Annotated in this window: 20 protein-coding genes and 1 pseudogene; 5 read left to right on the top strand and 16 right to left on the bottom strand. The window is 52.7% G+C overall.

Annotated elements, in window-relative coordinates; translation table 11 throughout:
* Positions 1 to 95: 95 nt before the first annotated feature.
* The gene (locus AC0YNX_RS22265; protein WP_475817904.1) at positions 96 to 1,109 is read right to left on the bottom strand and encodes an iron-hydroxamate ABC transporter substrate-binding protein; all 1,014 of its coding nucleotides are present in this window, start codon (positions 1,107 to 1,109) and stop codon (positions 96 to 98) included.
* Between the two features lie 249 nt (positions 1,110 to 1,358).
* On the opposite strand from AC0YNX_RS22265, the gene AC0YNX_RS22260 reads away from it, so the two are divergent.
* Positions 1,359 to 2,468 (top strand): undecaprenyldiphospho-muramoylpentapeptide beta-N-acetylglucosaminyltransferase, encoded by a 1,110-nt coding sequence (locus AC0YNX_RS22260; protein WP_475817903.1) that lies wholly within the window; start codon positions 1,359 to 1,361, stop codon positions 2,466 to 2,468.
* Positions 2,469 to 2,880: 412 nt separating this feature from the next.
* Here the strand turns inward: AC0YNX_RS22260 and AC0YNX_RS22255 are convergent, their stop codons facing one another.
* The 3 genes from AC0YNX_RS22255 to AC0YNX_RS22245 all read right to left on the bottom strand — a co-directional run bounded on the left by AC0YNX_RS22255 (position 2,881) and on the right by AC0YNX_RS22245 (position 5,324).
* A complete protein-coding gene (locus tag AC0YNX_RS22255; RefSeq protein ID WP_475817902.1) occupies positions 2,881 to 3,540 on the bottom strand; it encodes a P-loop NTPase family protein in 660 nt (219 codons plus the stop codon).
* A gap of 132 nt (positions 3,541 to 3,672) precedes the next feature.
* Complete coding sequence (locus AC0YNX_RS22250; RefSeq protein WP_475817901.1) at positions 3,673 to 4,215, bottom strand: hypothetical protein; 543 nt, start codon at positions 4,213 to 4,215, stop codon at positions 3,673 to 3,675.
* Positions 4,216 to 4,292: 77 nt separating this feature from the next.
* Complete coding sequence (locus AC0YNX_RS22245; RefSeq protein ID WP_475817900.1) at positions 4,293 to 5,324, bottom strand: CobW family GTP-binding protein; 1,032 nt, start codon at positions 5,322 to 5,324, stop codon at positions 4,293 to 4,295.
* A gap of 152 nt (positions 5,325 to 5,476) precedes the next feature.
* Here AC0YNX_RS22245 and AC0YNX_RS22240 point away from each other — a divergent pair, with 152 nt between their 5' ends.
* The gene (locus tag AC0YNX_RS22240; RefSeq protein WP_475817899.1) at positions 5,477 to 6,589 is read left to right on the top strand and encodes a CobW family GTP-binding protein; all 1,113 of its coding nucleotides are present in this window, start codon (positions 5,477 to 5,479) and stop codon (positions 6,587 to 6,589) included.
* Positions 6,590 to 6,698: 109 nt separating this feature from the next.
* Here the strand turns inward: AC0YNX_RS22240 and AC0YNX_RS22235 are convergent, their stop codons facing one another.
* The 6 genes from AC0YNX_RS22235 to AC0YNX_RS22210 all read right to left on the bottom strand — a co-directional run bounded on the left by AC0YNX_RS22235 (position 6,699) and on the right by AC0YNX_RS22210 (position 13,139).
* Positions 6,699 to 7,253 carry an MOSC domain-containing protein gene (locus tag AC0YNX_RS22235; protein WP_475817898.1) on the bottom strand — a complete coding sequence of 185 codons (555 nt, stop codon included), beginning with the start codon at positions 7,251 to 7,253 and terminating at the stop codon, positions 6,699 to 6,701.
* A 110-nt stretch (positions 7,254 to 7,363) separates the two neighbouring features.
* Positions 7,364 to 8,017: a hypothetical protein gene (locus AC0YNX_RS22230; RefSeq protein ID WP_475817897.1), complete on the bottom strand. Its 654-nt coding sequence runs from the start codon at positions 8,015 to 8,017 to the stop codon at positions 7,364 to 7,366.
* A gap of 11 nt (positions 8,018 to 8,028) precedes the next feature.
* Positions 8,029 to 8,400 carry an iron chaperone gene (locus AC0YNX_RS22225; protein WP_475817896.1) on the bottom strand — a complete coding sequence of 124 codons (372 nt, stop codon included), beginning with the start codon at positions 8,398 to 8,400 and terminating at the stop codon, positions 8,029 to 8,031.
* Positions 8,401 to 9,154: 754 nt separating this feature from the next.
* On the bottom strand, positions 9,155 to 10,855 hold the full coding sequence (locus AC0YNX_RS22220) for an S-layer homology domain-containing protein (RefSeq protein WP_475817895.1): 1,701 nt from the start codon (positions 10,853 to 10,855) through the stop codon (positions 9,155 to 9,157).
* A gap of 3 nt (positions 10,856 to 10,858) precedes the next feature.
* Positions 10,859 to 12,043 (bottom strand): S-layer homology domain-containing protein, encoded by a 1,185-nt coding sequence (locus tag AC0YNX_RS22215; RefSeq protein ID WP_475817894.1) that lies wholly within the window; start codon positions 12,041 to 12,043, stop codon positions 10,859 to 10,861.
* 175 nt (positions 12,044 to 12,218) lie between these two features.
* Positions 12,219 to 13,139, bottom strand: a complete 921-nt coding sequence (locus AC0YNX_RS22210) for an aminoglycoside phosphotransferase family protein (RefSeq protein ID WP_475817893.1) — start codon at positions 13,137 to 13,139, stop codon at positions 12,219 to 12,221.
* A 91-nt stretch (positions 13,140 to 13,230) separates the two neighbouring features.
* Between AC0YNX_RS22210 and AC0YNX_RS22205 the strand changes: the two genes are divergently transcribed.
* Complete coding sequence (locus AC0YNX_RS22205) at positions 13,231 to 13,662, top strand: NfeD family protein (protein ID WP_475817892.1); 432 nt, start codon at positions 13,231 to 13,233, stop codon at positions 13,660 to 13,662.
* A 7-nt stretch (positions 13,663 to 13,669) separates the two neighbouring features.
* On the top strand, positions 13,670 to 14,605 hold the full coding sequence (locus tag AC0YNX_RS22200) for an SPFH domain-containing protein (protein WP_475817891.1): 936 nt from the start codon (positions 13,670 to 13,672) through the stop codon (positions 14,603 to 14,605).
* 44 nt (positions 14,606 to 14,649) lie between these two features.
* On the opposite strand, the gene AC0YNX_RS22195 is transcribed toward AC0YNX_RS22200, so the two are convergent.
* From AC0YNX_RS22195 to uxaC, 4 genes and pseudogenes are all read right to left on the bottom strand, one after another.
* On the bottom strand, positions 14,650 to 15,333 hold the full coding sequence (locus tag AC0YNX_RS22195; protein ID WP_475817890.1) for an HAD family hydrolase: 684 nt from the start codon (positions 15,331 to 15,333) through the stop codon (positions 14,650 to 14,652).
* Positions 15,334 to 15,400: 67 nt separating this feature from the next.
* A pseudogene (fabZ, locus tag AC0YNX_RS22190) lies at positions 15,401 to 15,811 on the bottom strand (3-hydroxyacyl-ACP dehydratase FabZ).
* Positions 15,812 to 16,189: 378 nt separating this feature from the next.
* Positions 16,190 to 17,695: a tagaturonate reductase gene (locus AC0YNX_RS22185; protein WP_475817889.1), complete on the bottom strand. Its 1,506-nt coding sequence runs from the start codon at positions 17,693 to 17,695 to the stop codon at positions 16,190 to 16,192.
* Positions 17,696 to 17,722: 27 nt separating this feature from the next.
* On the bottom strand, positions 17,723 to 19,129 hold the full coding sequence (gene uxaC / locus AC0YNX_RS22180) for a glucuronate isomerase (RefSeq protein WP_475817888.1): 1,407 nt from the start codon (positions 19,127 to 19,129) through the stop codon (positions 17,723 to 17,725).
* Positions 19,130 to 19,288: 159 nt separating this feature from the next.
* Between uxaC and AC0YNX_RS22175 the strand changes: the two genes are divergently transcribed.
* Positions 19,289 to 20,170, top strand: coding sequence for a helix-turn-helix transcriptional regulator (locus tag AC0YNX_RS22175; protein WP_475817887.1), 882 nt, complete (start codon positions 19,289 to 19,291; stop codon positions 20,168 to 20,170).
* A gap of 804 nt (positions 20,171 to 20,974) precedes the next feature.
* Here the strand turns inward: AC0YNX_RS22175 and AC0YNX_RS22170 are convergent.
* Together AC0YNX_RS22170 and AC0YNX_RS22165 are read right to left on the bottom strand one after the other, a co-directional pair.
* The gene (locus AC0YNX_RS22170; protein WP_475817886.1) at positions 20,975 to 22,576 is read right to left on the bottom strand and encodes a response regulator; all 1,602 of its coding nucleotides are present in this window, start codon (positions 22,574 to 22,576) and stop codon (positions 20,975 to 20,977) included.
* A 1-nt stretch (position 22,577) separates the two neighbouring features.
* Entirely contained in the window at positions 22,578 to 24,473 is a 1,896-nt protein-coding gene (locus AC0YNX_RS22165; protein ID WP_475817885.1) for a cache domain-containing sensor histidine kinase, read from the bottom strand.
* Positions 24,474 to 24,510: the final 37 nt, after the last annotated feature.

Raw genomic sequence — 24,510 nt, 5'->3', positions numbered from 1 at the left:
GCCTCATTATAGCACAAAGAGCGTACCTCCTCTTCGAATTTCGAAAAAGGAAATACGCTCCATTGTTAAGCTGCTGCTCGTACTAGCAGCCGTTATTATTTCGCGAGGTTCTTCAGAACATCGTCGATAATCATTTCGCCGGCGATTTTACCGGAGTACAGCCATGCGCTCGATGCTGGAAGCTCGATCACGTGCTTGTTCTTAACGGCAGGAATGTTCTGCCATACCGGGTTTTTCAATGTTTCAGCTGCTTCTGTCTTGTCGCTATTCACGAGGAAGATGTAGTCTGCGTTCAGTTCAGCCAGCTTCTCCATTGTAACGGGGTTCCAGCTTGCTTTCGCTTCAGCAGGCATGTTGGAAACAAGGTTTGGAGGCGTCAGGCCAAGGTCTTTGTACAGAACCGCGCCGCTCGACTTCGTATCGTCTACAAGGTAGAAGTTCTTCGCTACAAGCCACAATACCGCTGCGGATTTCTTGCCAACCGAACCTTCCAGCTTAGCTTTCGCATCTGCTGCCTTCTGATCGTATTCAGCGATCGCTTTGTCAGCTGCATCGCTCTTACCGAGCAGGCCGCTGATTGTCTTAAGCGCTTCGCGCCAGTCATTGTTCACTTTATCGCCCAGTACATAAGTAGGAGCGATCTTCGCGTATTGCTCGTACAGACCTTTCTGAACGGCAGATTCAGAACCGATGATGATCAGGTCAGGCGCGAAACCAAGCACGGATTCAACCGGCAGGTCGTACGAGATTGTAGGTACACCATTCAATTGCGGTGCCAAGTAGTCTTGGATGCCGTTCGCTACAGACCATTGTGCAACTGGCTTGAGACCAAGCGTTACAATTGGATCTTCGAGGTAGGAAGCCAGGATCTTCTGCGGGTTAGCTGGAATTGTAACTTCATGACCCATTGCATCTTTGACAACCTTTGGCTCAGCTGTTGCATTGTCTGAACCTGTATTTCCTGTATTCGCGTTTCCTGTGTTCTCGGTTCCCGTATTGCCGCTATTGTTAGCTTTGTTATTTCCGCAAGCGGAAAGTACAAGCATAATGGCTAGAATACTCATGAATACAATGCTGAATTTCTTAACGCGATCTGTTTTGCGCAACAACGTAGTAGCCCCCTGATAATGGTGATTTGTCTATGGATGAATGATAATGAATATCATTTTCAAAGTCAAGAGGTGTCAACAGTTCGTCACATAGAAAATAATGGAATGAATGCCAGGTCCGCGCATATGGTTTCTAAGATGTACTCCATCCATTGGCAAATACGACTGGTAGCAGCTTGATTTGCTCACGCAATGACATTATTTTGTGGTACGCTGGGCTAACGAGATTGTGATTAAGGAGTTCGGACCATGCCAACTAAACCCGCATCCCCCCCGCATCAGGATTCACCGCGCCATATTCTGTTTACCGGCGGCGGCTCGGCGGGACATGTGACCGTCAATACAGCAATCATCCCAACGATGATTGAACAGGGCTGGAAAGTGTCCTATATCGGCTCGCATAGCGGCATCGAGAAGCAGCTGATCAGCCGGCTGCCGGAGGTCGATTATTACGGAATCGCCACTGGCAAGCTGCGCCGGTATATCGATCTTGAGAATGTCAAAGACCCCTTCCGTGTCGTGAAGGGGGTATACCAGGCATACCGGCTCATTCATCGTCTGAAGCCGGATGTACTGTTCTCGAAGGGCGGCTTCGTCTCCGTCCCCGTCGTGCTTGGCGCTTGGCTGAACCGAGTGCCGGTTATCATCCACGAGTCGGACTTAACGCCTGGCCTTGCCAATCGGATTGCCGGCCCGTTCGCCAAGAAGATCTGCGTCACCTTCGCGGAGACAACGACACTGATTAAGGACGACAAGTCGGTGCATGTCGGTCCGATCATTCGCAGCGATCTGCGATCGGGCAGCGCGTGGAAAGGCATCCAGTGGTGCAAGTTCACGCCAGGAAAGCCGGTACTGCTTATTATGGGCGGAAGCCTCGGCTCGCAGCGCATCAACAACGTCATTCGCAGCAATGTAAAGGAGCTGACAGGGACGTATCAGATCATTCATATCTGCGGCAAAGGCGAGCTCGACAACAAGCTGAATGGGACGCCTGGCTATCGGCAGTACGAGTACATTCACGATGAACTCGCGAATGCGGTTGCCTGCGCGGATATCGTCGTCTCGCGGGCGGGCTCGAACTCGATCTTCGAGTTTCTGGCGCTGCGCAAGCCGATGCTGCTCATTCCGCTCTCGAAGTCTGCAAGCCGAGGCGATCAGATTCTGAATGCCGAATCGTTCCGTTCGGCAGGCTATTGCGAGGTGCTTCAAGAGGAGGAGCTGAGCGACGAAACCTTCTTGCAGTCGCTCGGCAAGGTGTATGATAGCCGCGAAGCGATTAAGAAGCAGATGCAGCAGGGTCAGCAAGGCGACTCTACGCTGCAGGTAATCGCGCTGATTGAGAAGTTGGCGCGTGAATAGTGAACGGCTGCCCGTGGGGGCAGCCGTTTCAGAGGTCCGAGAATGAAGTCCTTGCGACTTCCTCTCGGACTTTTTCTATCTCGTGCGGCCCGCTCGCGAACGCTAGCATGAACGCATGGGGGGCACTTGTTTGTAGACTAGACTAACGAGACTAACGGAACTCAGACGCGTTATTGGGGTGAATTAGGCGGCTTGGGAATTGTAACGGAACACAGAGACCTTATTACCTGCGATTTTGCCCATTTAGGGGTAAGATCAGGGCATTAACTTCTCTATGTTCCGTTAGCGCGCTAAATGCGCGGAAAAATGGCGAATAAGCGCTTGACGTTCCGTTAGGCCAACCGAGCAGCAGGTTGGTATAGTTGTGAGCGCAATGTTAGTGAAACCAGTGTGATAATTGGTGAGTGCAACCCTATAAAGACCGCCCCACACCCAGCGACTCCGCCAGAAACCGCTCCACCCGTTCCGTATTCTCATCCCAGCGGTAATCGCGATTCTCGATAATCAGCTTCGGAATGGACCAGTCATCGACTACCCCGCGGACGAAGACTTGAGCGCGTGACCATACTTCGCCAGCTTCCCTGAAGTCCTCGTTGGTATGCAGCGATACCGGCCCCCATTCATTGCCGCGAACACCGCAAATAAACCGCCACTGTCCCTCCACGTCCATCTGATAATAATAGATGAGCCGAGGATTCAGCGGTTCGAGCTGCTTCTGTAGCGATATCGCCAGTTGATGCAGCTTGCCCCGGTCCATCCCGCACAAATGCGAGACGCTGATGACGTCCTGCAGCATGACGCTCTCGATGATCGTGACCTGCTCTTCCTGACGAAGCCGTTCCTGCACGAATGCCTTGTAGGAAGCTTCCAGCTCGGCAATGAACTTGTCTGCTCCCTCGCCTTGTGACAGCGACGCATAATCGACGTCCTTTAGCATGAGCGGGTGATTCTCTTCCTGCTCCAAATAACAACGGTGCGATACGCCCGCAACCGCGAGCATCCCGGTTATATGCGTCGCCATCGTCGTCTTGCCTGATCCCGGCATCCCGTCGATAATAATGAGCTGCTTCATGCACATTCCCCCTCTATAACGTGATCTCCCATTGGTATTCCACAACTAGCTTCCTATTCCTGTAAAATCGGATATAAAAAAGCAGCAACTCGAGCACGATGCTCTTGCCGCTGCTTCTTATGTGCTTAACCGCTAATGTTTGCTAGGGACCTGGGAGGACTGAGCTCCCGATTCATCCTTGCCGCCGTTCTTCTTCGCGCTCTCCTTGCACTTCGCATGGATTTCCTCACGGAGCTGATGCGCCGTCTTGCCTTCGGTCTTGATGCCAAGGCCCTTCGCGACTTCCTGCAGCTTAGCGAGCCGCTTCGCTTTCATCTCGGTCTTGAACTTGTCCCACTTCGCCGGATCTGCATCACGCGCCGCTTTGAGCTCCTTAATGATCTGCTCGTTCGACTTGCCCTCGGTCTTAATGCCGAAGTAAGCTGCCGCTTCGTTCAGATGCTTGAGCTTGCGAGCTTCGTGATTCGGACCGTGATCGCCCTTGCCATGATCGCTCTTGCCATGATGTGACCAGCGCCATTGGTGGCCGCGTTCTTGCTCATGCTGCGCTTCCAGCTGCTCCGAAGGCGGAGTTGCCGTGCTTACAGGCTCCTGCGCGTAAGCGGGCACTGCGGAGAGCAGCAGAGCCGCTGCCGAACCGAGTACGAGAAGTTGCTTGCGTAGTTGTTTTTTCACTATGTAATAGCTCCCTTCCAGGACTGGAAATCAAATCCAGCCCGTTCAAGCGGTAGCATGCCCATGAGTGGAAGCTTCTATCCAAGACGGTTCTGCTCAAGTTCTTCCAGCTCATGCTGGAGCGCTTCCTTGCCGAAATGCTCTCCAATAAATACCGCGACATCACTCACATTCCCCTGCGGCGTGATGCGGATGAACTCCACTTCGCGATAGGCGTATTGGAACAGGAAGCGGCTGTTCGTGTCGGTGAACGTGACGATTCCTTTGGCCCGGTACACTTCGTGCGGGAGACGCTGGATAAGCTCCTCGAAGGCGTGGCTGTTAATCGGTCCGGCAAAATAATGCGTGAGCGTCATGACATGAGAATGCGAGCTATACTCGCCATGTTCGTGGTCGTGGTCATGATCGTGATTGCAATTCGCGCCGCATACATGCTTTCCACTCGCCGAGTCATCGAGCCTCTCCGCGGATGATTCGAGCTTCGCCTTGGGTGCTGCCGACAAGTCGAAGATACTGAGGTCCGTCACGCAACGAATGGTCACAGTCAGCGGAGCGAACGCGTTCAGCTCCCGCACCAGCTGCTGCACCTCAACAAGCTCTTCGGGCGCGAGTTTATCCGCCTTGTTCACGATCAGATCCGTCGCGCAGCGGATCTGGTCCTGCATTAGCTTGAAGGTCTTGCCGCCACGGCGGCTGCGCTCAAGCAGCTCAGGTCCGTCAACGACGGTCGCGATCGTACGCAGGTCAATGCGCATGAACAGCGCCGCCTCCGTCACCGCGTCGATAATCTCCATCGGATTCGCGGCGCCTGTCGATTCGATCAGCACGACATCCGGCTGGTGCTCGTCGATAAGCTCCTTCAGCTCGATGCTGAGATCGCCGCGAATGGTGCAGCAGATGCAGCCGGACAGCATCTCTGCCATCGGCACGTCGCCCTCGACGAACTGCCCGTCCAGATTGACGTCGCCAAGCTCGTTCATAATGATAGCGACCTTCACATCCTGCGCTTTATAGTAATCAACCACTTGATTAAGCAATGTCGTCTTGCCGCTGCCGAGAAAGCCGGACAGCAGATGAACCGGAATCGAATGTTCAATAGAAACTGGCATAATTTACGTCCTCTCACACATAGAATAGCTGGCTCAAATTATACCTTTATTTGAGCGAATTTAACAGTTGAGGAACGCCGGGGTTTTATTTTGGCTTACAGCCGCATATTCTTTCTTGCAATGGACCTTAGAGGGAGAGTGAGCGCGCAATCATGGAACAAACAGCAATTCCAGTAATCGTATTGAGCGGCTTTCTGGGCAGCGGCAAAACGACTCTGCTGCTAAGGCTGCTACAGCATGCGAGGTCAAGCGGCCTGCGGGCATCGGTGCTCATGAATGAGATCGGCGCCGTCGACGTGGACGGCACCCTCGTCAGCAGCGAGTCCGCCTATCAGATGCTGGAGCGCATTACAGAGGGCTGCCTATGCTGCAGCAAGAAGAACGAGCTGGCCTCTTGCCTGGAGCGGCTCGCCCTAATGCGGCCGGACGTTATTGTAATGGAGCTGACCGGCGTTGCGAACCCGGAAGAAATCGCGGAGGCGATTACCGAGCCGGACATTATCGGCAAAGTAAAGCTGCACCGAATCGTCACCGTGCTGGATGCCGAGCATGCGCTTGATTATAACAGTATCTTCTCATCGGATCGCGAGCTGATCCGGACGCTGCGCAAGCAGATTGAGGTCGCGGATCTCATCATCGCGAACAAAGCCGACCTCATCTCGAACCGTACGGCGGACAAAGTACACCAGCTCGCGCTGGACCGCAATCCTGACGCTCGCTATGTGCCGGCGATCCGCTGCGAGATCGACTCTGCAGTCGTCTTCGAGGGCGTCACAGCGACGGGACGGCGGCAGCCAGCCGTTGTGACCGGCGCGCGAGCTACCGCGACAGGCGGCGGGCGCATCGCCGCCGGCTCGGTAGCGGCCGGGGCCGGCAAGGCCGCTGCGGCGAGCGCCAGCGCCAGCGGTGGCGCGGCGGCATCCCGCAGTGGCGGCAGCAGCGCGGCGGGTACCGCGACCAGCACGTCGTTCGCGCGCATCCGCACCGCGGCGATCTATCCCGGCGCTGACGCCGGAGGACTGACGCGCCGCCAGTTCGAGAGCTTCGTCAGCGGGCGCGGCAACAATTGCTTGCGCGCCAAAGGGTATATGCCTTTCGGACGCGATGGGAGCCTAATGCTGTTCCAGCTGGCGGGCAAGCGGATCGAATGGGCGCCGAGCAGCTACGTCGGTGAGCCGTACTTCGTCATGATCGGCATCGAGCTCGACGAGAGCAAGATCAAGCAGGAATGGACGCGCTTCACCGCAGCAGGTGTGCGCAAATAAGAAAGGCGAGCAGGGCTTATGACCAGCCCCGCTCGCCTTTTTCATATGCCGTGATTTGCTACCCTTAGCCTAACGCTCGCAGCAACTTTTCTAGTGTGAGCCGAATCTTTTAAACCCGCTCCAGTGGACGATATGGCTCCGGCGGCAATTCGGCGCGGATTGTATCCCCTGGTGCAACGTCCCCTCCAGCTAGCACGATCCCCATCACGCCAGCCTTGCGAATGAGCTTCCCGTTCTCATCACGGTCCAGAACCGCGCTTAACAGCCCTTGCTGGAACTGGTCGATCTGCACGCATGGATTGCGAAGGCCAGTAAGTTCAATAATCGCTGTTTCGCCGATATACAGCTTTGTACAAGTAGGGAGCGCTAGCAGCTCGATCCCGCGGGTTGTAATGTTCTCACCCATCTGCCCCGACTCGACGTGAAAGCCAGCGTTCCGCACTTCATCGAACAGCTCCGAATGAATGAAATGTACCTGACGCAGATTTGGTTGACTCGGATCTTGAGCAACCCGTGAACGATGCTTTACGGTCGTGCCCGAATGCGCATCCCCCTCCACGCCTAGCCCGGCAAGCAGCCGTATGATCTGGACAGTTTCTTTGCTGAAAGTATGAGCTGTGCTGCGACTTACTGAAACGACTGTTCCAACTGTGCTAACTTCCATAACGATCATCACCTTTCGAATCTCTTCGAATAAGTATTCTAGCAGCATTGTAAACAGTACTTCTCTAATCGTGCAAGAAAAAAGCCCGCAATCTGCGGACTTTAGCAAGCTCAGTGGAATGATTCGTCGGATTGATCTCTCGGTACCAAAGCAAATCGACGATCCACTAGCCAAAGCGGCTGGGAAAATGAAATGACCTCATTCTCCCCACGGGGAGTCGATTCGATCGTAATCTCGACATGTACATCTCGAAATTGGAACGACGATGATGCTCCTTCAATCTGCAACAACCCTTGGCTATCCACTTCCCACGTGAATCGTTCAACCATTTGCTCGAATGCGTTCTGAAAGCATAACCAACCTTCCCCTGTCGGAGTGAAAACAACCTCGGTATCTTCCATAGCGCCCGGTGCGTAAAGCTGATCTGCCGACCATCGACCGATTATATTTACTGCAAGATTGCCCTCTTTAATGATTGCCGCCTGCTCTGCTACTTCCTCCTCCAGACTATCTTCCATTAAGTCTGGATAAGCATCCCCCAGCCATGCATCGATATCTACGGGTTCTAATATGGTTCCGCCTCTTCTTCTATGCGCGTCCTCACATCTCTTACATACGCTCACCCCTTCTCTGGGCCTTGTTTCATATCCAGAGAGGTGCGTGCCGCATAGAATCTGTTCGGTTTCATCATCCATGTAATGCAGCTTCATCCGCTTCTTCCCAGCGAATGCGCCTGCCGTAATCATTCTATATTCTTTTGACATGCGTTCCCTTTCTACTTCCGCCAAAAGGTCGTGCAATCCGCTTTGTCCAACATATTAAACGCAATAATTCGCTCAAGCAGCTCGTAATTAACCGAACTATTCCACTTTATACGGAACAACAGGTCTGTCCGGTCATAGCCCGCCTGTTCAATATCATCAGCAAAATGAACCATTCCGGCCCGTTCAGGAGCAACCGCCATATGTTGTTTGGAGACGCTAAAGCCGATGATGTAGGTATCGTGATCGGTAAACATCGGCTGTTTCCATGCAATGATTGGCACTAAGCTTGGGTATTTCTCAATAATCCAGCCGAGCACTTCTTCCGTACGAGCCCGGTGCAGCGGATCCTTGACGCTTGCCAAATATTCTGCAAATACTTCCATTATGATTCCTCCCAAAATAAGTCTATGCCTCAATCCTGCCCGCTAATAGTTTAACTCATTCCCTACATATACGGTTGTATACTCGATTATTTTCAGTTTTCTAAAAAGGTCATGTCGGTGAGCGAAAATAGCGAAAATGGTGTTGAGAGAGGCGAAAACCTCTCTCAGCAGGAGAGAACCGCTTCGCGCTCTGATTTTCTGCTCCGAGAGAGGAAATACCCGCTCTCGGTGTGCGAAAACAGCGAAAATGGTGCTGAGAGAGGCGAAAACCTCTCTCAGCAGGAGAAAACTGCTACGCGCTCTGATTTTCTGCTCCGAGAGAGGAAATACCCGCTCTCGGTGTGCGAAAATAGCGAAAATGGGTGCTGAGAGAGGCGAAAACCTCTCTCAGCGAATAATCGCGCGCGAGCAGTGGGGCAACCCCATCCGCAAAACCTCGCAAAAACCAAACTGAGAGAACCTATACGTGCTCTCAGCCTCCTAAATACGCCGAAAGCCTGCCGAGAGAACACATATGTGCTCTCAGCACCGAAATTGAACAAACTAACCGATTTTCTTTGTCTGAGAGAACCTATACGTGCTCTCAGCCTCTTAAATACGCCGAAAGCCCGCTGAGAGAACACATATGTGCTCTCAGCACCGAAGTTGAACAAACTAACTGATACTCTGTTTGAGAGCTGGTTTTTCTTTTGCTCGACTAACAGATCCACTAAAAAAAAGAGCAAGCAGGCCACAGCCCTGCTCACCCTTTCAATTAATTCCCTTGAACAACAAGTCCCGTTACGTCCCCGTCCGTCACTTCCAGCTCTGCTGTAGCCTTGGGATTGTTCGTGTCCCCGACTACAATCGTGTATGTGCCCGGAGCAATGTCGTTCAGCTTGAAGCCGCCGTTTGCATCCGTCGCCGGCCAATAACCGCCGGTATTGCTATCTGTTACTAACGAGATGCGGGCACCTGAGATCGGATTGCCTTCCGCATCGAGTGCTTTGCCCGTTACCGTAAAGGTCGGCACTGCGAGCTGCAGAGCTATCTGCTTCACATTCCCGCCATTGATCGTAATCGTTCCCGGCGTTTGCAGCACGTAGCCTGCATAGTGGAACTTGACTTCGTATATGCCGTTCGGAATGTTAGTGAAAGAGTACGTTCCGGTATCCCCACTATTACGCGAGGTTGGATAGTCCTTGCTCTCGCCTCGCAGATAAAGCCCTGTATTGACGGCGTTGCCATCCGCATCCGTTACTTTAACGGCAACGGAATACCCTTGCCCATCATCTTCTGGCTGCTCGGCATCTTCATTACCAGTTCCCGAATCGATGTCGCTATCATCGAGCTCAACGATCTCTTCCGTATCGTCCGACTTATTATCATCGCCGTACTGGTAAGCCCGCCATAGCATGGACGCCGCTTGCGCGCGCGTCACCGGCTGCTGAGGACGGAATGTGTCATCCGGGAAGCCTGAGGCGATGCCCGACTCGACTGCAATCGCTACGTAGTTGCGAGCATACTTGGATATGCCGCTGAAATCCTTAAACATCGCCTGCAGCATGCTTTGGTCAGGCAGATGAGTCTTGTCGTAGCCCTTCAGCTTCACTAGCGCAACCGCTATATCTTCTCGGATAGCCGGCGAGTCCGGCTTGAAGAGGAGCTTGCCGTTAGTTAGCTTGTAGCCGTTCAAGTAAGTCTTGGACGCTTCAACAAAAGGCGTTTCCCAGTCGGACGGCTGCAAATCGGCAAAGGTCGATTTCGTTACCTTCTTCGCTTTCGCGCCAGAAGCCAGAACCATAATCTTCGCAAACTCTGCACGCGTTACAACCTTGGTTGGCCTAAACTTCCCATCCGGGTAGCCGCCTAATACGCCACGGCCTGCTAAATCTTTGATCGCACTCAGCGCCCAGTAGTCGTCAGAGACATCGCTGAATGGGGAGCTTGTCTGCTTATCAGGCTCCGGATCAAGCTCACTGCCGTAATCGAGCGGATTACCCCCGTTGCCAGGCTGAGTTGTCGAAGAGCTGGAACCACCCTTGCTTACCGTTACGCCCGGCTCTACTTGCCAAGTGTACTCGGAGCTAATGGACGGCGGGACGAGCTGATAGTGTACGCCTTTTACCATCTGGCTGAGGTCTTCCACATGAAACTCAAAGCCCGTATCGGCAGGATCTCCGAAGCCGCCCATAATGGTAGCAGCAACATCCGGATGCCCGTCTGCCCGTAAAATAAAATCTTTGCCCGCTTTATCAAGGAACACCATATCTTCGCCATGGATATGTTCTCTCGTCGAAACGATGAAGTCGAAGGAAATCCCTTGAATCGGTTTAATGATGGCGGGATCACCTTGCCACAGCACCCTGTAAATATGAACATTGCGAAGCTGGCTTTCTTGCGCCGAGACGGAATAGGCTGGTATGAACATCGCAATGCATACCATTAACAGCAATAGCTTAGATATTCTCTTCATCCGTTACTCCGTGAACTCGACGATCTCTTCGCCATCGCCAGTATCGGCAGATTCCGCATCGTCGCTGTTCTCTTCCTTATTCTCATCGCCGTACTGGTAAGCTCTCCATAGCATCGACGCGGCTTGCGCGCGATTCACCGGTTGCTGTGCGCGGAACGTCTCGTCCGGGAAGCCGGATACGAGGTTATTCTCAACCGCCAAAGCGACATAATCCTTGGCATAAGACGAGATCGAGTTGTAATCCTTGAACATCGCTTGAATGATCGTACGGTCAGCCAGCTTCGTCTTGTTGTAGCCCTTCAGCTTCACGATAGCCACTGCAACATCCTCACGAGTTGCCGGCGCATCTGGCTTGAACGCCAGCTTACCGTTTGTTAGTTTGTAAGCGTTCAAGTACGGCTTAGCTGCTTCCACGTATGGTGCTTCCCAGTCCGTCGCCTTGATGTCGGAGAACGTAGACTTGTCCACTTTAACCGGGTCAAGACCCGCAGCCAGCACCATGATCTTCGCAAACTCGGCGCGTGTTACGACTCTCTCCGGACGGAACTTACCATCTGGGTAGCCAGTGATAACATTACGTGTGACCAAGTCTTGAATCGCGCTAAACGCCCAATATTGATTCGTAATATCCGTAAATGGGGAATCGCCGACATTATCGTAGTTCGGGTCGATATCGCTGCCATAGCTGTTCGGATCCGTTGATTTAACAGGATCCGGTTGCGTCGGCTGCGTGCCTTCATCGCCAGCGACAGTTACAGTCGCCTCGTTGTAAGCAAGTACATGACGATTGTTATCGTAAAGAATTGTCAGCGCATAGTACGTGCCGCCATTCGGTAGTCCACTGTTATAGCCCGTTTGAGAATACGGCTCCGGCAAGCCTGCGAACGCTTCGATGCCTACTTCGCGTGCAGCGAACGGCGCATTGGACGACTGAACCGTAATATGCGTGAAGCCCTGCGCTTGCTCCGGCAGCTCCGAACGGGTAATGACCGTCTTAAATCCCTTAACGCCTGGAATATGCTTCACGCCTGCCGTCAATTCAACCGCAGCTGCCGCTGTCGATTGTTCCGCCTGCTGCGCCTCCGTCTCTTCCGCATGGGCATAATCCTTCAGCCCGGCCGTAGCAAATACAAAGATTAAAGCAGCGGAAACCATAGACTTAACCCATCTGTTTCTTACTCGACTCATTACGACTTCCCCTTCCTATTGGCAAAAAATCCATCTATTAGGTTATACCATATCTACTAGTTATTTAGTAGGGTTAATAGGACATTTCACCTGGTTCACCACAGAAACCAATTTTCCCGTTCGACAGCAAAACAAAAAAACCGCCCCTTCAGGGTGCGGTTTCTACATAAATCAGTTATTGATCTATCAGAAGCGATTCTGCGAAAGCAACCACCTGAAGCAATCTTGGCAATTCCTCCGGAGGCGCTCCGTCTTCCACCATCCAGCATTCTCCCATTGCTGTTTCAACATAGAGACATTTTCGCAAGATATCATTAGGAATCTGAAGCTTCTCTTCTAGGCTGTATATGATACCGTTTATTTTCTGATAAACCTCTTGATTCACTTCATCTCCGAACTCATTTAATATAAACCGCGGCACATCAAATACAGGGTCGCCAATGACACCTTTAGGATCAATAATCACATACTGCCCGCCATCGCCCAGCAAAATATTATCATGATGAAAGTCGCCATGCAGCAGCATCTGCTTCGAATAGGAGGCAGCAACCGATAGGCAGATATCCTCTGCTTGTTTCATATGCCGGTATAGCTCCTTACAATCTTCGCGCGTGCTCATGTATGCTGTTATTTTGCTGACCCACTCTGTGTAAGTCGTATATATCTCTGCATTAGCAGGTGCAATGTGCAAACCATTAAATAGAGAAGCAAATACAGATAATCTCTGTTCAAGAGAACTCTCAGCCCTTAAAGGAATCCCCGGCTGCAAACACTCTTCAAGGATGACACCGTTCTCAATATTAGCGTCAAACACTTTGCCATATCGTCTGCCATTATATTCGCGCATCGTGCTGAATTCTGTATCTATGACACCTTGAGAAAGTCTGCCTAGCTTGAGAACGGCGCTGCCATGGACTTCCGAATTGCATTTAAAAACAAGCTTCGCGGAATAGGACGGGATAAGCTCAAACGATGTTAGCCCCCACTTCTCTGCATATACCTCAATATCCCTCTGAACCTTCTCATAGAAATCCGTGCCAAATTCCTTGATAATATTGTCGATCTCATCTTGTTTGAAGCTATAACGTGTGTTCATCCTCGCAATCATTCCTCCTGAACGGTTCTGTTCTACCAATTCAAACATAGAAATAGAAATGGACGCTTCGTTACGTGAAAGGGGGACTTCCTTGTACGCAATCGCTTGGCTCATTCTGGCCGCTGCGCTTGTGCTGGTTGAGCTGTTTACGGGAACGTTTTATTTTCTGCTGATGGCTGCCGCTTCTGCTATTACTATCATAACCGCACTGACCGGATTACCGCCATTGGTTCAATGCTTTACGTTCGTAATCTTGCTGGCACTGCTGTATATTTTCTTGCTGCCCATCCTTCGAAGAGTCGTCCCTTCGAGTACAAGAACGTTAATGAGGCAAGGCTCCGATTACTTGGTGGGACAAGAAGCGTTCGTCATTCAGACCATCACACCTGATGAGGCGGGGTTAGTCAAGGTGCAAGGCGAGATTTGGTCCGCGGTTTCTAACGCTGGCGAGAAGCTTGAAGAAGGAACGAAAGTAACCGTCGCCGAGGTGCGAGTAACGAAACTAATCGTGACAAAGGAGTAGATGCAGATTGGTTGGCATTATTGTTTTCATTGTTATCCTTGCCGTGGTTGCAGTCATTATCATAAAAGGCATTCGGATTATTCCGCAGCAGACCGTAGCGATTGTGGAGAGGCTCGGCAAATACAACAAAACGCTGCATGCTGGTGTAAACCTCATCATACCGGTCATCGACAAAATCCGGCTGCGCCACGATCTTCGCATTCATCAGGAAACCGTGCCCTCACAATCGGTCATCACGAAGGACAATGTTGCGATTGGGATAGAGCTTGCGACCTTCTTCAGCGTTGTGGATCCTAAGCTCGCCACCTACGGCATTGCGAACTATGTTGGCGGTATCCATAACATTGTGGCATCGGCACTGCGGGCGACCATTGGCAAAATGGAGCTCGACGAAATTCTCTCCAATCGCGATCGTATCCAGACGGAACTTAGAATGGTGCTCGATCAAGCGTCGGAGAATTGGGGCGTCCGCATTGAGCGCGTTGAGGTGCTGCAATTAGCCATCCCATCGGATATCCAGAATTCGATGGAGAAGCAGATGCGAGCGGAGCGCGAGAAGCGCGCCATTATCCTGCAGGCTGAAGGCGAGAAGCAATCGACGGTATTGCGTGCAGAGGCGCAGCGGCAAGCGGTCGTTCTCGCGGCCGAAGCAGAGAAGCAGCGGCAAATTCTCGATGCGGAAGCGAAGCAGAAGGCGCAGGAGCTCGAAGCGCGAGGCAAAGCGGAAGCGATCAAGCATGTCGCCGATGCAGAGCGAGCGAGGATCGAGGCCATTAAGCTGGCAGGACTGGACGCGCAGATACTGGCTTATAAGTCATTCGAAGCTCTGGGACAAATGGCGGAAGGCCGAGCAACGACGATCTTTATCCCGACGGACGCGGTCAATACGCTAGGCTCCGCGGGGATGATCGGCAAAATCTTCGATATCACCAATCCCAAATAAAAAGGGAGGTCCGCTTGCGGACCTCCCTTTCGTTTGGCTTGCTTTTACCCTGTCATTGAACCGCTACTGCTATTGCTATCTCTATTTCTAATGATCGACTTTAGCTCCAGCAAATCATCGATAACGAAATCCGCCTGTGCCAGCTCGTCTTCTTGGGAGAAGTCAAATCGGCAGCCGATGGATGGCAAACCATTGCTTCTCGCGGCATGAATATCGATAAGCCGATCGCCAACGACAACAGCAGCTTCAAGCTGGTACGCTTGCATCATATGTCTAACCAAATCCGCCTTCTCATCCGATTCGATCTGCTGGATGCTGAACGTCTCTGTTATCCATTGATCGAGCCTGTAGTAGCTCACGATGGCATTCAGATAATCCTTTGCCCCGTTGCTGGCAATGAAGATCGGGCAGCCTGTCTGCTTCAAGTAAGCGAGAATCTCACAGACATGCGGATACAGGGCACCTCTGCCCTTCCCAATGTAGTCGATTAGCCTGTCATGGAAGATTCTATTGGCATGCTGTCTAACCGTATCCGAGCGATTCGGAAGCAGTGTCTCCCACACGACCTGCAGAGGCACGCCCATAATTTCACGGTACGTATGGATCGGCGTCTCCCATGACCACTCCCCTGCTGACCTCAAGTATCTGAATGTATCCTCGAGCGACAGCTCCAATATCGTATTCGTCTGAAAAAGCGTTCCATCCATATCAAAAATGACGGCATTCATCGGCGATCCTCCGTTATCCAAGAACCCAGTCCACATACGAACTGGGCCCTCGTTATATCCACTCCATTCAGATGCCGCTAAAAGCAAACATGATCTCCGCTTCGCATACGATCTCACCGTTCACCGCAGCGACGCCACGGCCTTTGACGATCTGCCCCTTGTTTCGAGTGACCTCGAAAGTAAGCATAAGCTGGTCGCCCGCTCTGACCTGTTGTCTGAACTCGCAATGATCAATGCCGGTCAACAGACCGATTCAATGACTGCTCGGGTCTCCGCCAGCCATCAAGATACCGCCGACCTGCGCCAATGCTTCAACAACGAGAACGCCTGGAAAATATCCAGTCAAATACGACTCGCTCTGCGTTATATTCTTGACGCCTACCGCACGCTTCCCTTCGACCAGTTCCACTATTCGATCGACCAGCAGAAACGGATAGCGATGCGGGATAAGTGCTTTGATTTTACTTGCATCGAACATCGACTGTCCTCCAGTCCGAAAGCTTTCTCCCCTACACCGTTACGATCACCAGCTTATAATCATAAACACGGCGAAAGCTATGATCCATAGCATAGGTATAAGATTGATCACTATTGCAATTCGTCTTCTGCGAGATCGTTGAAACCATGCTAATGCTCCGCATACTACAACCATAATTGGATAGATGCTAATTACGATGAACATCAGAGAGTTCCAGAGAACAATGCCCCCATCGAATAGCATGAAGGACATCATCCACACGAATATCCATCCCAGCAAACTTAGTGCATAAATCGTTTGTGTAACAATTAAAAACCGTTTCATACCAACTTTCCCCCGACTATCTACACTTGATGTATAACATTATCTATACTTAGCTCAGCCTATTTCGCTCCACGCTGCCGCGATGCCCTCAGCTAATCCGGCAACCTTGGATAAATCCTGGCCCCAAACCTCCTCCATACTGAGCAAAGCTTCAGCCAGCTGGGCCGGAGAGCCATTGCTATTGAATTGCGACCAGCAAGCAGCGAGCGCCTCAAGGGCTGCAAGGTCGTCCTTCAGCTCATAGGTCGCGCCATCGAAAGTCCTTCCCCAGTAGCGACCGTCTGTATCTGCCGATGCTTTGTAATACCGCAGCAGCGCTGCAAATCCGAGGACCAATCCCTGCCGCGACGGGTCATGAAGCAGTGTTGGCAATAGCCGCGCCTTGAATTTGCTGACGCTGTTCATCGCAATCGCTTCAAGCTTGTGCTCGATAAACGGATTGAGGAACCGCTCCAGCACGGAGTCTGCATAGCTGCGAAGCTCCTCCTTCGCGGGCAGCGGCACCGCCGGGATAATCTCATCCCTCACCGTGCTCCGCACGAAGAAGCCAAGCTCTTCGTGCTCCATCACTTCGCGCACATGCGTAAGCCCGCGCAAGATCGAGAGCGGCGTCATGAGCGTATGCGCGCCGTTCAACAGACGCACCTTGCGCAGCCGATGCGGCGTCAAATCCGGAACCCATTGCACCTCAAGCCCAGCCTTGGCAAGCGGCAGCAAATGGTCAAGCTCCGGCTCGCCTTCAATGGCAAACAGATGATACGGCTCAGCCGTTGTAAGCGCCAAGTCCGAATAACCCCACTCCGCGAACCATTCATCCGCCTCGCGCTCAGGGAAGCCTGTAACAATGCGGTCCACCAACGTGTTCAGAAACCGGTTATGCTCGCTTACCCATGCAATGAACGCCTCCGGCAATCCCCAGTCCTGTGCATACCGCAGCACATATTGCCGCAGCAAATCTCCGTTTCCTTCAAGCAGCTCACACGGCAGCAGCAGCAGTCCTTTGTCAGGTGAACCGCCGAAAGTCACATACCTCCGATACAGCAGCACGGTCAGCTTGCCCGGGTAAGACAGCACAGGCTTCCCTTCCTCGTATGCTTCCGGCGTGTATACGAGTCCCGCCTCCGTCGTGTTCGACACGACCACCTGCAGCTGCGGCTCTTCGCCAAGCGCGAGGAAAGTCTCCCACTCTACATAAGGATCAATCAGCTTCGAGAATACGGCAATCGTCTCTCTACGCTCGACCTGCTCGCCATGCTCGAAGCCGCGCGTAACGAGATTATAGATCCCCTGTTGGCTGCGCAGCTTCTCCAGCTTCGCTCTGCCGCTCGGCCGAGGCTGGCACAGCGCGATGCTGCCGTTGTACAAGCCCTGCTGACGCAGCACATGAATCATCCAATCGAAGAAGCCGCGCAGGAAATTGCCTTCGCCAATTTGAACAATCGTGACTGGCGATTCCTGCATCGAGTCGAACTGCTCCTGCTGCTCGCTTGTCAAGGATGAACGGCTCAGTTCCGCCACATTTGCATGTGCAGTGGCATTGACGTTTATATTTGCGTTCATACAGTCAGCCCTCTCTTATGCGCCGAATTAGAAACGGAAGTATGCCTTCGCATTGTTGTAGCAGACGGCTTGCACGAGCTCGCCGAGCGCCTCGAACTCATTCGGCGCTTCGCCGTTCTCCACCCATTCGCCAATCAAATTGCAGAAGATCCGGCGGAAGTACTCATGTCGCGTATAAGAGAGGAAGCTGCGCGAATCCGTCAGCATGCCGACAAAACGGCTCAGCAGCCCCATGTTCGCGAGCGACTTCAGCTGCTCCAGCATCCCGTCCTTCGTATCGTTGAACCACCATGCGGAGCCGAGCTGGATTTTGCCCGGAATGCCTCCGCCTTGGAAGCTGCCGATGAGCGAAGCCAGCACATTGTTATCCGACGGGTTCAGCGAGTATACAATCGTGCGCGGCAACTTGTCATTCTCATCCAAGCGGCTAAGGAATCTTACAACCGGCACCGCAACCGGGCTGTCACTGATCGAATCGAAGCCGGTATCCGGTCCAAGCTGAGCGAACTTTCGCGCGTTGTTGTTGCGGTGCGCGTTCATATGTAGCTGCATCGACCAGCCCAGCTCTGCATACAGCTCGCCCAAGAACACGAGCGTGTGCGCCTTGTACTTCTTCTCATCTTCGAGCGAGACGCCTTCGCCTTGCAGTCCGCGAGCAAAGATCTCCGCCGCTTCCTCGCGCGTCGACTCTGCCCACGGCATATAGTCGAGCCCATGATCGGACACTCTGCTGCCGACTTCGTGGAAATAACGTACCCGCTTCTCCAGCGCTTGCAGAAGATCTTCGTAGCTTGCGATTTGAATGCCAGCAGCAGCACCTAGCTTGCCGATGTATTCGACGAATGTTCCACGGTTAATTTCGAGCGATTTGTCCGGACGGAACGAAGGCAGCACTTGGAAGCCAAGGTCCTTCTCCTGCGCGAGCAGTGCATGATGTTCTAGTGAGTCAGCCGGATCATCTGTCGTACAGACGACCTCAACACCTGCGTCTCGAATGAAGTCGCGCACCGCGAAACCGCCGCCCTGCAGCTTAGCGTTCGCTTTTTCCCAAATAATCGGCGCATTCTTCTCGTTAATCAGTTCTTCGATACCGAACAACCGGCGCAGCTCCAGATGCGACCAGTGATAGAGCGGATTGCCGAGCGTCATAGGCACCGTCTTCGCGTAAGCCAGGAATCTATCGTAGTCGCTGACTCCTTCGCCGCCTGTGATGTATTTCTCCTCAATGCCATTCGCACGCATCGCTCGCCATTTATAATGATCGCCGTACAGCCAAACCTCAGTGAGATTGTTGTAGGTCTTATTCTCGTAGATGTCTTGCTGGCTCAGATGGCAGTGATAGTCGATAATGGGCATTTCTTTCGCGTACTCGTGATATAACCTCTGCGCCGTCTCACTCTGTAACAGAAAATCATCGTCCATAAAAGCTTTCATTGCTGCTGGCACCATCCTTTTAATAGAGTCCATTCCTATATTCAGCATAGCGCAATATTTGCGATATTTCGTGACCAATCTTGCTATACTGCATTCAAAATTAACCGATCTTGCGCTAAAATCAAACTATACAGCCATTATGCAAAAGAGGTGCTCCAAGTGAGGCTAATTGCAGACGAACCGCTCTCCTATGGGGATGAGGAAGGCGATTTCTTCATTCAACAGGTCCGCCGGACGAAGCCGTTCGAGCGGAAAAACCACTTTCACCGTACCTATGAAATTTACTATCAAGTGTCGGGGCAGCGGTACAACTTTATCGATGACCGGACTTATACGATTGCCGCTGGCGACCTCGTGTTCGTGAACAAGCATGTCGTGCACAATTCCGCTGCGTTCGGACCGCTGGAGCATGAGCGCATCGTCATTAACTTCAGCGATGCTTTCCTCGGCGACGGCCATCCGCTGCACCATTCGGCGCTCTTCGAGCCGTTCGCCGGCAACGCCTGCCTGCTGCGACTTAGCTCGGAAGATCAACAATTCGTCCAGCAGCTTCTTGGCAAAATGGTCAACGAAACCGTGGAGCGCCGCCTCGGCTTCGAGACGTACTTGCGCGTGCTGCTGACCGAGCTGCTGCTGTTTGCGGCGAGGCATCCGGCCGTGCAGGAAGAGCAAGGCGGCAGCTCGGAGTCCAAGGCGGCGATGGCGGGGAGTCCGCTCCAGCACAAAATCTCCGAGGTCGTCCAGCACATCAACGAGCACTACGACACCAAGCTCGTGCTCGCTGACCTCGCAAAGCAGTTCTTCATGAGCCCATATTATCTCAGCCGCAGCTTCAAGACGATCACAGGATTTACGCTGGTCGAGTACATTCATTTGACGCGGGTGCGCGAGGCGCAGCGGCTGCTCAAGGAGACCGCGCTGAAGGTGATCGTGATTGCGGAGCGGACAGGCTTCGAGAACACGGGGCATTTTGATCGGATATTCAAGAAGGTGGCGGGGATGACACCGCTGGGGTTTCGGAAGCAGGAGCGGCAGGGTTAGGGGTTGCGCTGGGGGACGAGTTTACCAACAGATTCGTGCGGGAACTGGCATCCTTGATCGGCAAATAGCCATGCCAGAGCCGAAACTTGCCCCCACGACACCTCAAGCGGCTTGTCGGCAACTTTTCTCCCCCGTCTAACGAACCACAGAGTGCTTATTTGGCGTTAATCTCGCTGATCTGAGCGCTAACGAATCCAGGAAGCCTTATTGCCTCGAATTTGCTCATAAATTGCCCAACTTCCGCCCAATAACGCCGCTGGGGTTCGTTAGCCGATTTTCGATATCATTTTGGCCCGGATAGCTACGCTGGAGTTCGTTAGCCGGAGGTAGCCTACCTGCCAAACAAAAATCCCCGCGGGAACTAGTTCTCACGGGGAGGATAATACCAAAACAGGATTAGAGAAACCACGGAAACAGCGCGGCAAGGGTAGGGGATACCGAAGGTTGGTAGGCGAGGTGATCGAGGTACGTAACTGAGGTGCTGATGCGGATGAGGATGAGAAGTGAGCACTCAATCCAACATTCGAATTTCTAACGGTTCCTACAGCGCTTATTTGCCTATTTTTCGATTCATTTCGGCGCTAACGGTTACCAGAGAGGTTATTGTATTGAATTGGGCTTTGAACTACCCTATTGAGACCAAATAACCATGCTAGGAACCGTTAGAATTTTCTCAGCGCCGTTTTTCTTCAAATAAGATCGCTGGCATCCGTTAGAGGTAATCGATCTCTGTATGCGTTCACCAGCACCGTAGGCAGCAAAAAAGGCAGCCCCCAAGGCTGCCTTCCTTTACTTTCACCCTATTCAAACCCGCTGCACCGCAGCCTTCGTGCGGTACTCCATCGCCGAGATGCCTTCCATCTCGCGGAAGACGCGGTTGAACTGCTTCGCGTTCTCGAAGCCGACGCGTTCGCTCACTTCGTACACCCTACAGTCCGCTTCCGCCAGCAGCAGCGACTTCGCCTTCTCGATCCGCACCTTCTTCAAGTACGTGACGAAGCTCTCGCCCGTGAACTCCTTGAACGACTGGCTGAAGTACGAATAGTTCAGCGAGACGTGATTGGACACCATCGCCATATTCAAGTCGCGGTGATAGTTCTCGTGAATGTAGCAGACCGCTTTCTTCATCTCTTTATGCTCCGCATGCACCGAGCGCAAACTGCGCACGTAGTCGCTCAGCCGCAGCATCAGGTCCTCCACGCCGTGGAAATAATCGTGAATCGACTCGAAATTATAGATGCTGCCGACCTTCTTATAGATGCGCAGAATCTCTACCGATTCCTCGCCATATCGGTTGAAGACGCTGTCGAAGACAAGCTCGTTCAGCTGACGGCTGATCTCTTCAATATACGCCATATCGAAGGACGCCAGCTTCTTCGCATCAAGCAGCTCGGTCAGAATTGCCTTCATTTCCTTATCGCGGTCAGTGCCGAGCATGTTGGCGAGCTTCCGAATCTCTTCTATCGGCACCTGGTAACTCTCGTCGCCCGAGCGCTCTCTCGTCCGATCATAATGAAGCAGCAGCGACTCGCTGCTTGTCTGCAAGAAGCCGTACCCGAGTGCTTCACGCGCCTCCGTATATGCCTCTTTCACCCTGCCTGCCGTAAGCATCCGGTCACTGATGCCTATCTGTCCCGCCAGCTTATGCATCTGCATGAACGCAGTCAGTCGCTCAAGGGATTCAACAGCTTCGCACAACAAGACGAACCGGTCATCCTTAACCTTGAAATAAAATCGGATGCCCCCGCCAAGCTCCGCCGCGACAAGCGCTTCCAGCTGTCCGGCCCGGTTGCCGCCAGCCAGCTTGAGCAACGCGACATGGTACCCCGCCGAAGGCGCGACTTTCGCATTTGATTCCGCCTCACTGCCGCTAGCCACAACAGCGCTCCAGCCTGCTTTCTCACACCGCTCGGCAATCTCCGCCTCTGCCATATCCGGATGCAGGAAGATATAATTCAGCTGGCTCGCAAGCAGCTCATCCCGGTAATGATGCACCTCTTCCAGCCGGTCCGTCAGCGCCTCCCTGCGCGCAAGCTCCTGCTCCACCCGCGCAAGCGAAGCGAACAGCTCATCCCGTACGATTGGCTTGAGCAGGTATTCCTTCACATCGTACAGCATGGCTTCTTTTGCATATTGGAAGTCATCATGTCCGCTCAGAATCATCATAACCGGCTTCCGTTCAAGCTCAAGCGCCTGCACTTCACGGATAAGCGTCAGGCCGTCCATCCCCGGCATGCGAATATCGGTAATAACCAGCTGGATACCGCCCTCACGGATGAGCGCCACAGCTTCCTCACCCTCAGCAGCGAACTGGATCTGGTAGCTACCCGGAAGCCCGCGGTCGATAATCGCCCGAAGCCCGAGCCGAATATTCTTCTCATCATCGACAATCAATAAGTTTCGCATGTCAGCTTAGCCCTCCGCTCCATATAAAATAAGGAATTCGCATAATGACACGCGTATACGCGCCTTCGCTGCTCTCCACTCGCAACCCGTACTCTTTGCCGTAGAACAGCTGGATCCGCTGATGCACGTTGCGCAGCCCGATGCCGCTGCCTTCGCTCTGTTTCTCCTGTGCTGCGGCCACCTCCGCATGCCCTTTGCCAGCGCCAAGCATCACATCTTCCCGGCTAATTTTCGCATTCAATTCTGCCATCTGTTCCGGCGTCATACCCGTACCATTGTCGGCGATTTCCAGCACAATACTCGTATCCGTCACGACCGCCGAGATTGTAATGACGAGGTTCCGCTCCTCTGACGCTTTCCACTTCATCCCGTGCTTGACGGAGTTCTCGACGATCGGCTGCAGCGACATTTTGAGCAATTCCTGCTCCATAAAGTCCGGCGGCACATCAATTTGCAAACTCACCGTATTATCGAACCGCACATTCATGATGGCAATGTAATTCGTAATATGGCCAAGCTCATCCTTCAGCCGCACGTACTCACTCGTCCATTTGAGGTTGTAGCGCATCATACCCCCAAGCGAGGTGAGCGCATCTGAGATGACGGGCTGGTTCTCAATCTCCGCGAGCATCTTGATATTCTCGAGCGTGTTGTAGAGAAAGTGCGAATCGATCTGATTCTTCAGCGTCCGCAGCTCCGCCTCCTTGGAAGCCGCCTGCTTCGTGACGGCATCAGCGATGAGCTCATTGATTTTTTTTAGCATTTTGCGAAAATGATGGGCCAATTCCCCGACCTCGCCGCCCCCGCGAATCGTAAAATCGAAGTTAAAGTCACCCTGGCGAACCCGCTTCATGAAGTCCGATAGCGTATGCAGCTTCTTCAGGATAATGGCGTTCAGGAAGTAAGTGGAAATCGATAGAATGACGAGCAGCAGGATGTTGACAAAAATAATTTTGTTCCGCGATTTGTTAATGTCCGCGAATACGTTCTTCAGCGATACAACGTTGAACACGTAAGCGTCCAGTTTCTCAATATGAATATAGTTACCGAGGAAAGGCGTGCCCTTCTGCTCAAACAAGAAATGTCCTCTACCTACTCCGGTTAGGTGCTTGTTCAGCTCACCATGGATATCGCTCTCCGTTAAGCCGACGCTGCCGAGGAAGCTGCTTCCGTCATTACGGAACATTTTGCCCTCGCGGTCAATGATGAACATCTGGGACTGACCTTCGTCCGGAGTCTGGTACACGTTCGGGAAGAAATTGGTCAGCAGCATATCGACCTGCATAATGCCGACATGCCTGCCTGCCGGATATTCGATCTCGCGCAGCAGCGACAGCTTCGGTCTCGACTCCTTCGCATCCGACACAATCGGACGGATCGGCTCCCGGTCCATTCGGTCGAAGTACCACAGCTCCGCACCGTTCAGCTCATTCACTTTCTTGTACCAAGGCTCCGCTGCCATGCGGCTCTCCAGCAGAATGACCGGCCAAATCTCATTAATCTGCTTATTGTTCGAGAACAGCCGAATATGCTCGATGTTCGGATTGTTGAACTGCAACCGCAGAATGTTGGAGACGGCTGTCGTATCGAACTGAATAAGCTCCGACGCGTTCGGCTCGCTCGTCCGCTCCAAGTAATAGAGCACTTCTTTGTCCGAGATCGATAACTGCGCCGCCCGCTCCATCGTCTCGACGTTGTTGTTCATATTGACGCGCTCGATCTCGAGCGTATTCTCATACTTCTTGATGATGTCCTTCATGTAGTTGTCCTTCAGTTCTTTGAAGATAAATAACGAGATGAAGAGACTCGGCAGAAGGAGAATGAGGATATACGAGAAGAACAGTCTCTTCTGAAGGGACAGCTGCTCTAGCTTATATAGCATCTCTCGACTTGTCATTCGCAACCGATTTATCATGCACATGCAACCGCCTTCA

The organism is Paenibacillus sp. J31R98, from assembly GCF_056269245.1.
Note: the sequence above shows the minus strand (reverse complement) of the source record. Positions and strands in the feature narration are given on the sequence as shown.

What these genes read in the sequence shown, in the direction of transcription:
- AC0YNX_RS22260 (WP_475817903.1), top strand. Translation starts at nt 1,359, where the DNA reads ATGCCAACTAAACCCGCATCCCCCCCGCATCAGGATTCACCGCGCCAT.
- AC0YNX_RS22255 (WP_475817902.1), bottom strand. Translation starts at nt 3,540, where the DNA reads ATGAAGCAGCTCATTATTATCGACGGGATGCCGGGATCAGGCAAGACG.
- AC0YNX_RS22245 (WP_475817900.1), bottom strand. Translation starts at nt 5,324, where the DNA reads ATGCCAGTTTCTATTGAACATTCGATTCCGGTTCATCTGCTGTCCGGC.
- AC0YNX_RS22240 (WP_475817899.1), top strand. Translation starts at nt 5,477, where the DNA reads ATGGAACAAACAGCAATTCCAGTAATCGTATTGAGCGGCTTTCTGGGC.
- AC0YNX_RS22235 (WP_475817898.1), bottom strand. Translation starts at nt 7,253, where the DNA reads ATGGAAGTTAGCACAGTTGGAACAGTCGTTTCAGTAAGTCGCAGCACA.
- AC0YNX_RS22230 (WP_475817897.1), bottom strand. Translation starts at nt 8,017, where the DNA reads ATGTCAAAAGAATATAGAATGATTACGGCAGGCGCATTCGCTGGGAAG.
- AC0YNX_RS22225 (WP_475817896.1), bottom strand. Translation starts at nt 8,400, where the DNA reads ATGGAAGTATTTGCAGAATATTTGGCAAGCGTCAAGGATCCGCTGCAC.
- AC0YNX_RS22220 (WP_475817895.1), bottom strand. Translation starts at nt 10,855, where the DNA reads ATGAAGAGAATATCTAAGCTATTGCTGTTAATGGTATGCATTGCGATG.
- AC0YNX_RS22215 (WP_475817894.1), bottom strand. Translation starts at nt 12,043, where the DNA reads ATGAGTCGAGTAAGAAACAGATGGGTTAAGTCTATGGTTTCCGCTGCT.
- AC0YNX_RS22210 (WP_475817893.1), bottom strand. Translation starts at nt 13,139, where the DNA reads ATGAACACACGTTATAGCTTCAAACAAGATGAGATCGACAATATTATC.
- AC0YNX_RS22195 (WP_475817890.1), bottom strand. Translation starts at nt 15,333, where the DNA reads ATGAATGCCGTCATTTTTGATATGGATGGAACGCTTTTTCAGACGAAT.
- AC0YNX_RS22185 (WP_475817889.1), bottom strand. Translation starts at nt 17,695, where the DNA reads ATGAACGCAAATATAAACGTCAATGCCACTGCACATGCAAATGTGGCG.
- uxaC (WP_475817888.1), bottom strand. Translation starts at nt 19,129, where the DNA reads ATGAAAGCTTTTATGGACGATGATTTTCTGTTACAGAGTGAGACGGCG.
- AC0YNX_RS22170 (WP_475817886.1), bottom strand. Translation starts at nt 22,576, where the DNA reads ATGCGAAACTTATTGATTGTCGATGATGAGAAGAATATTCGGCTCGGG.
- AC0YNX_RS22165 (WP_475817885.1), bottom strand. Translation starts at nt 24,473, where the DNA reads ATGACAAGTCGAGAGATGCTATATAAGCTAGAGCAGCTGTCCCTTCAG.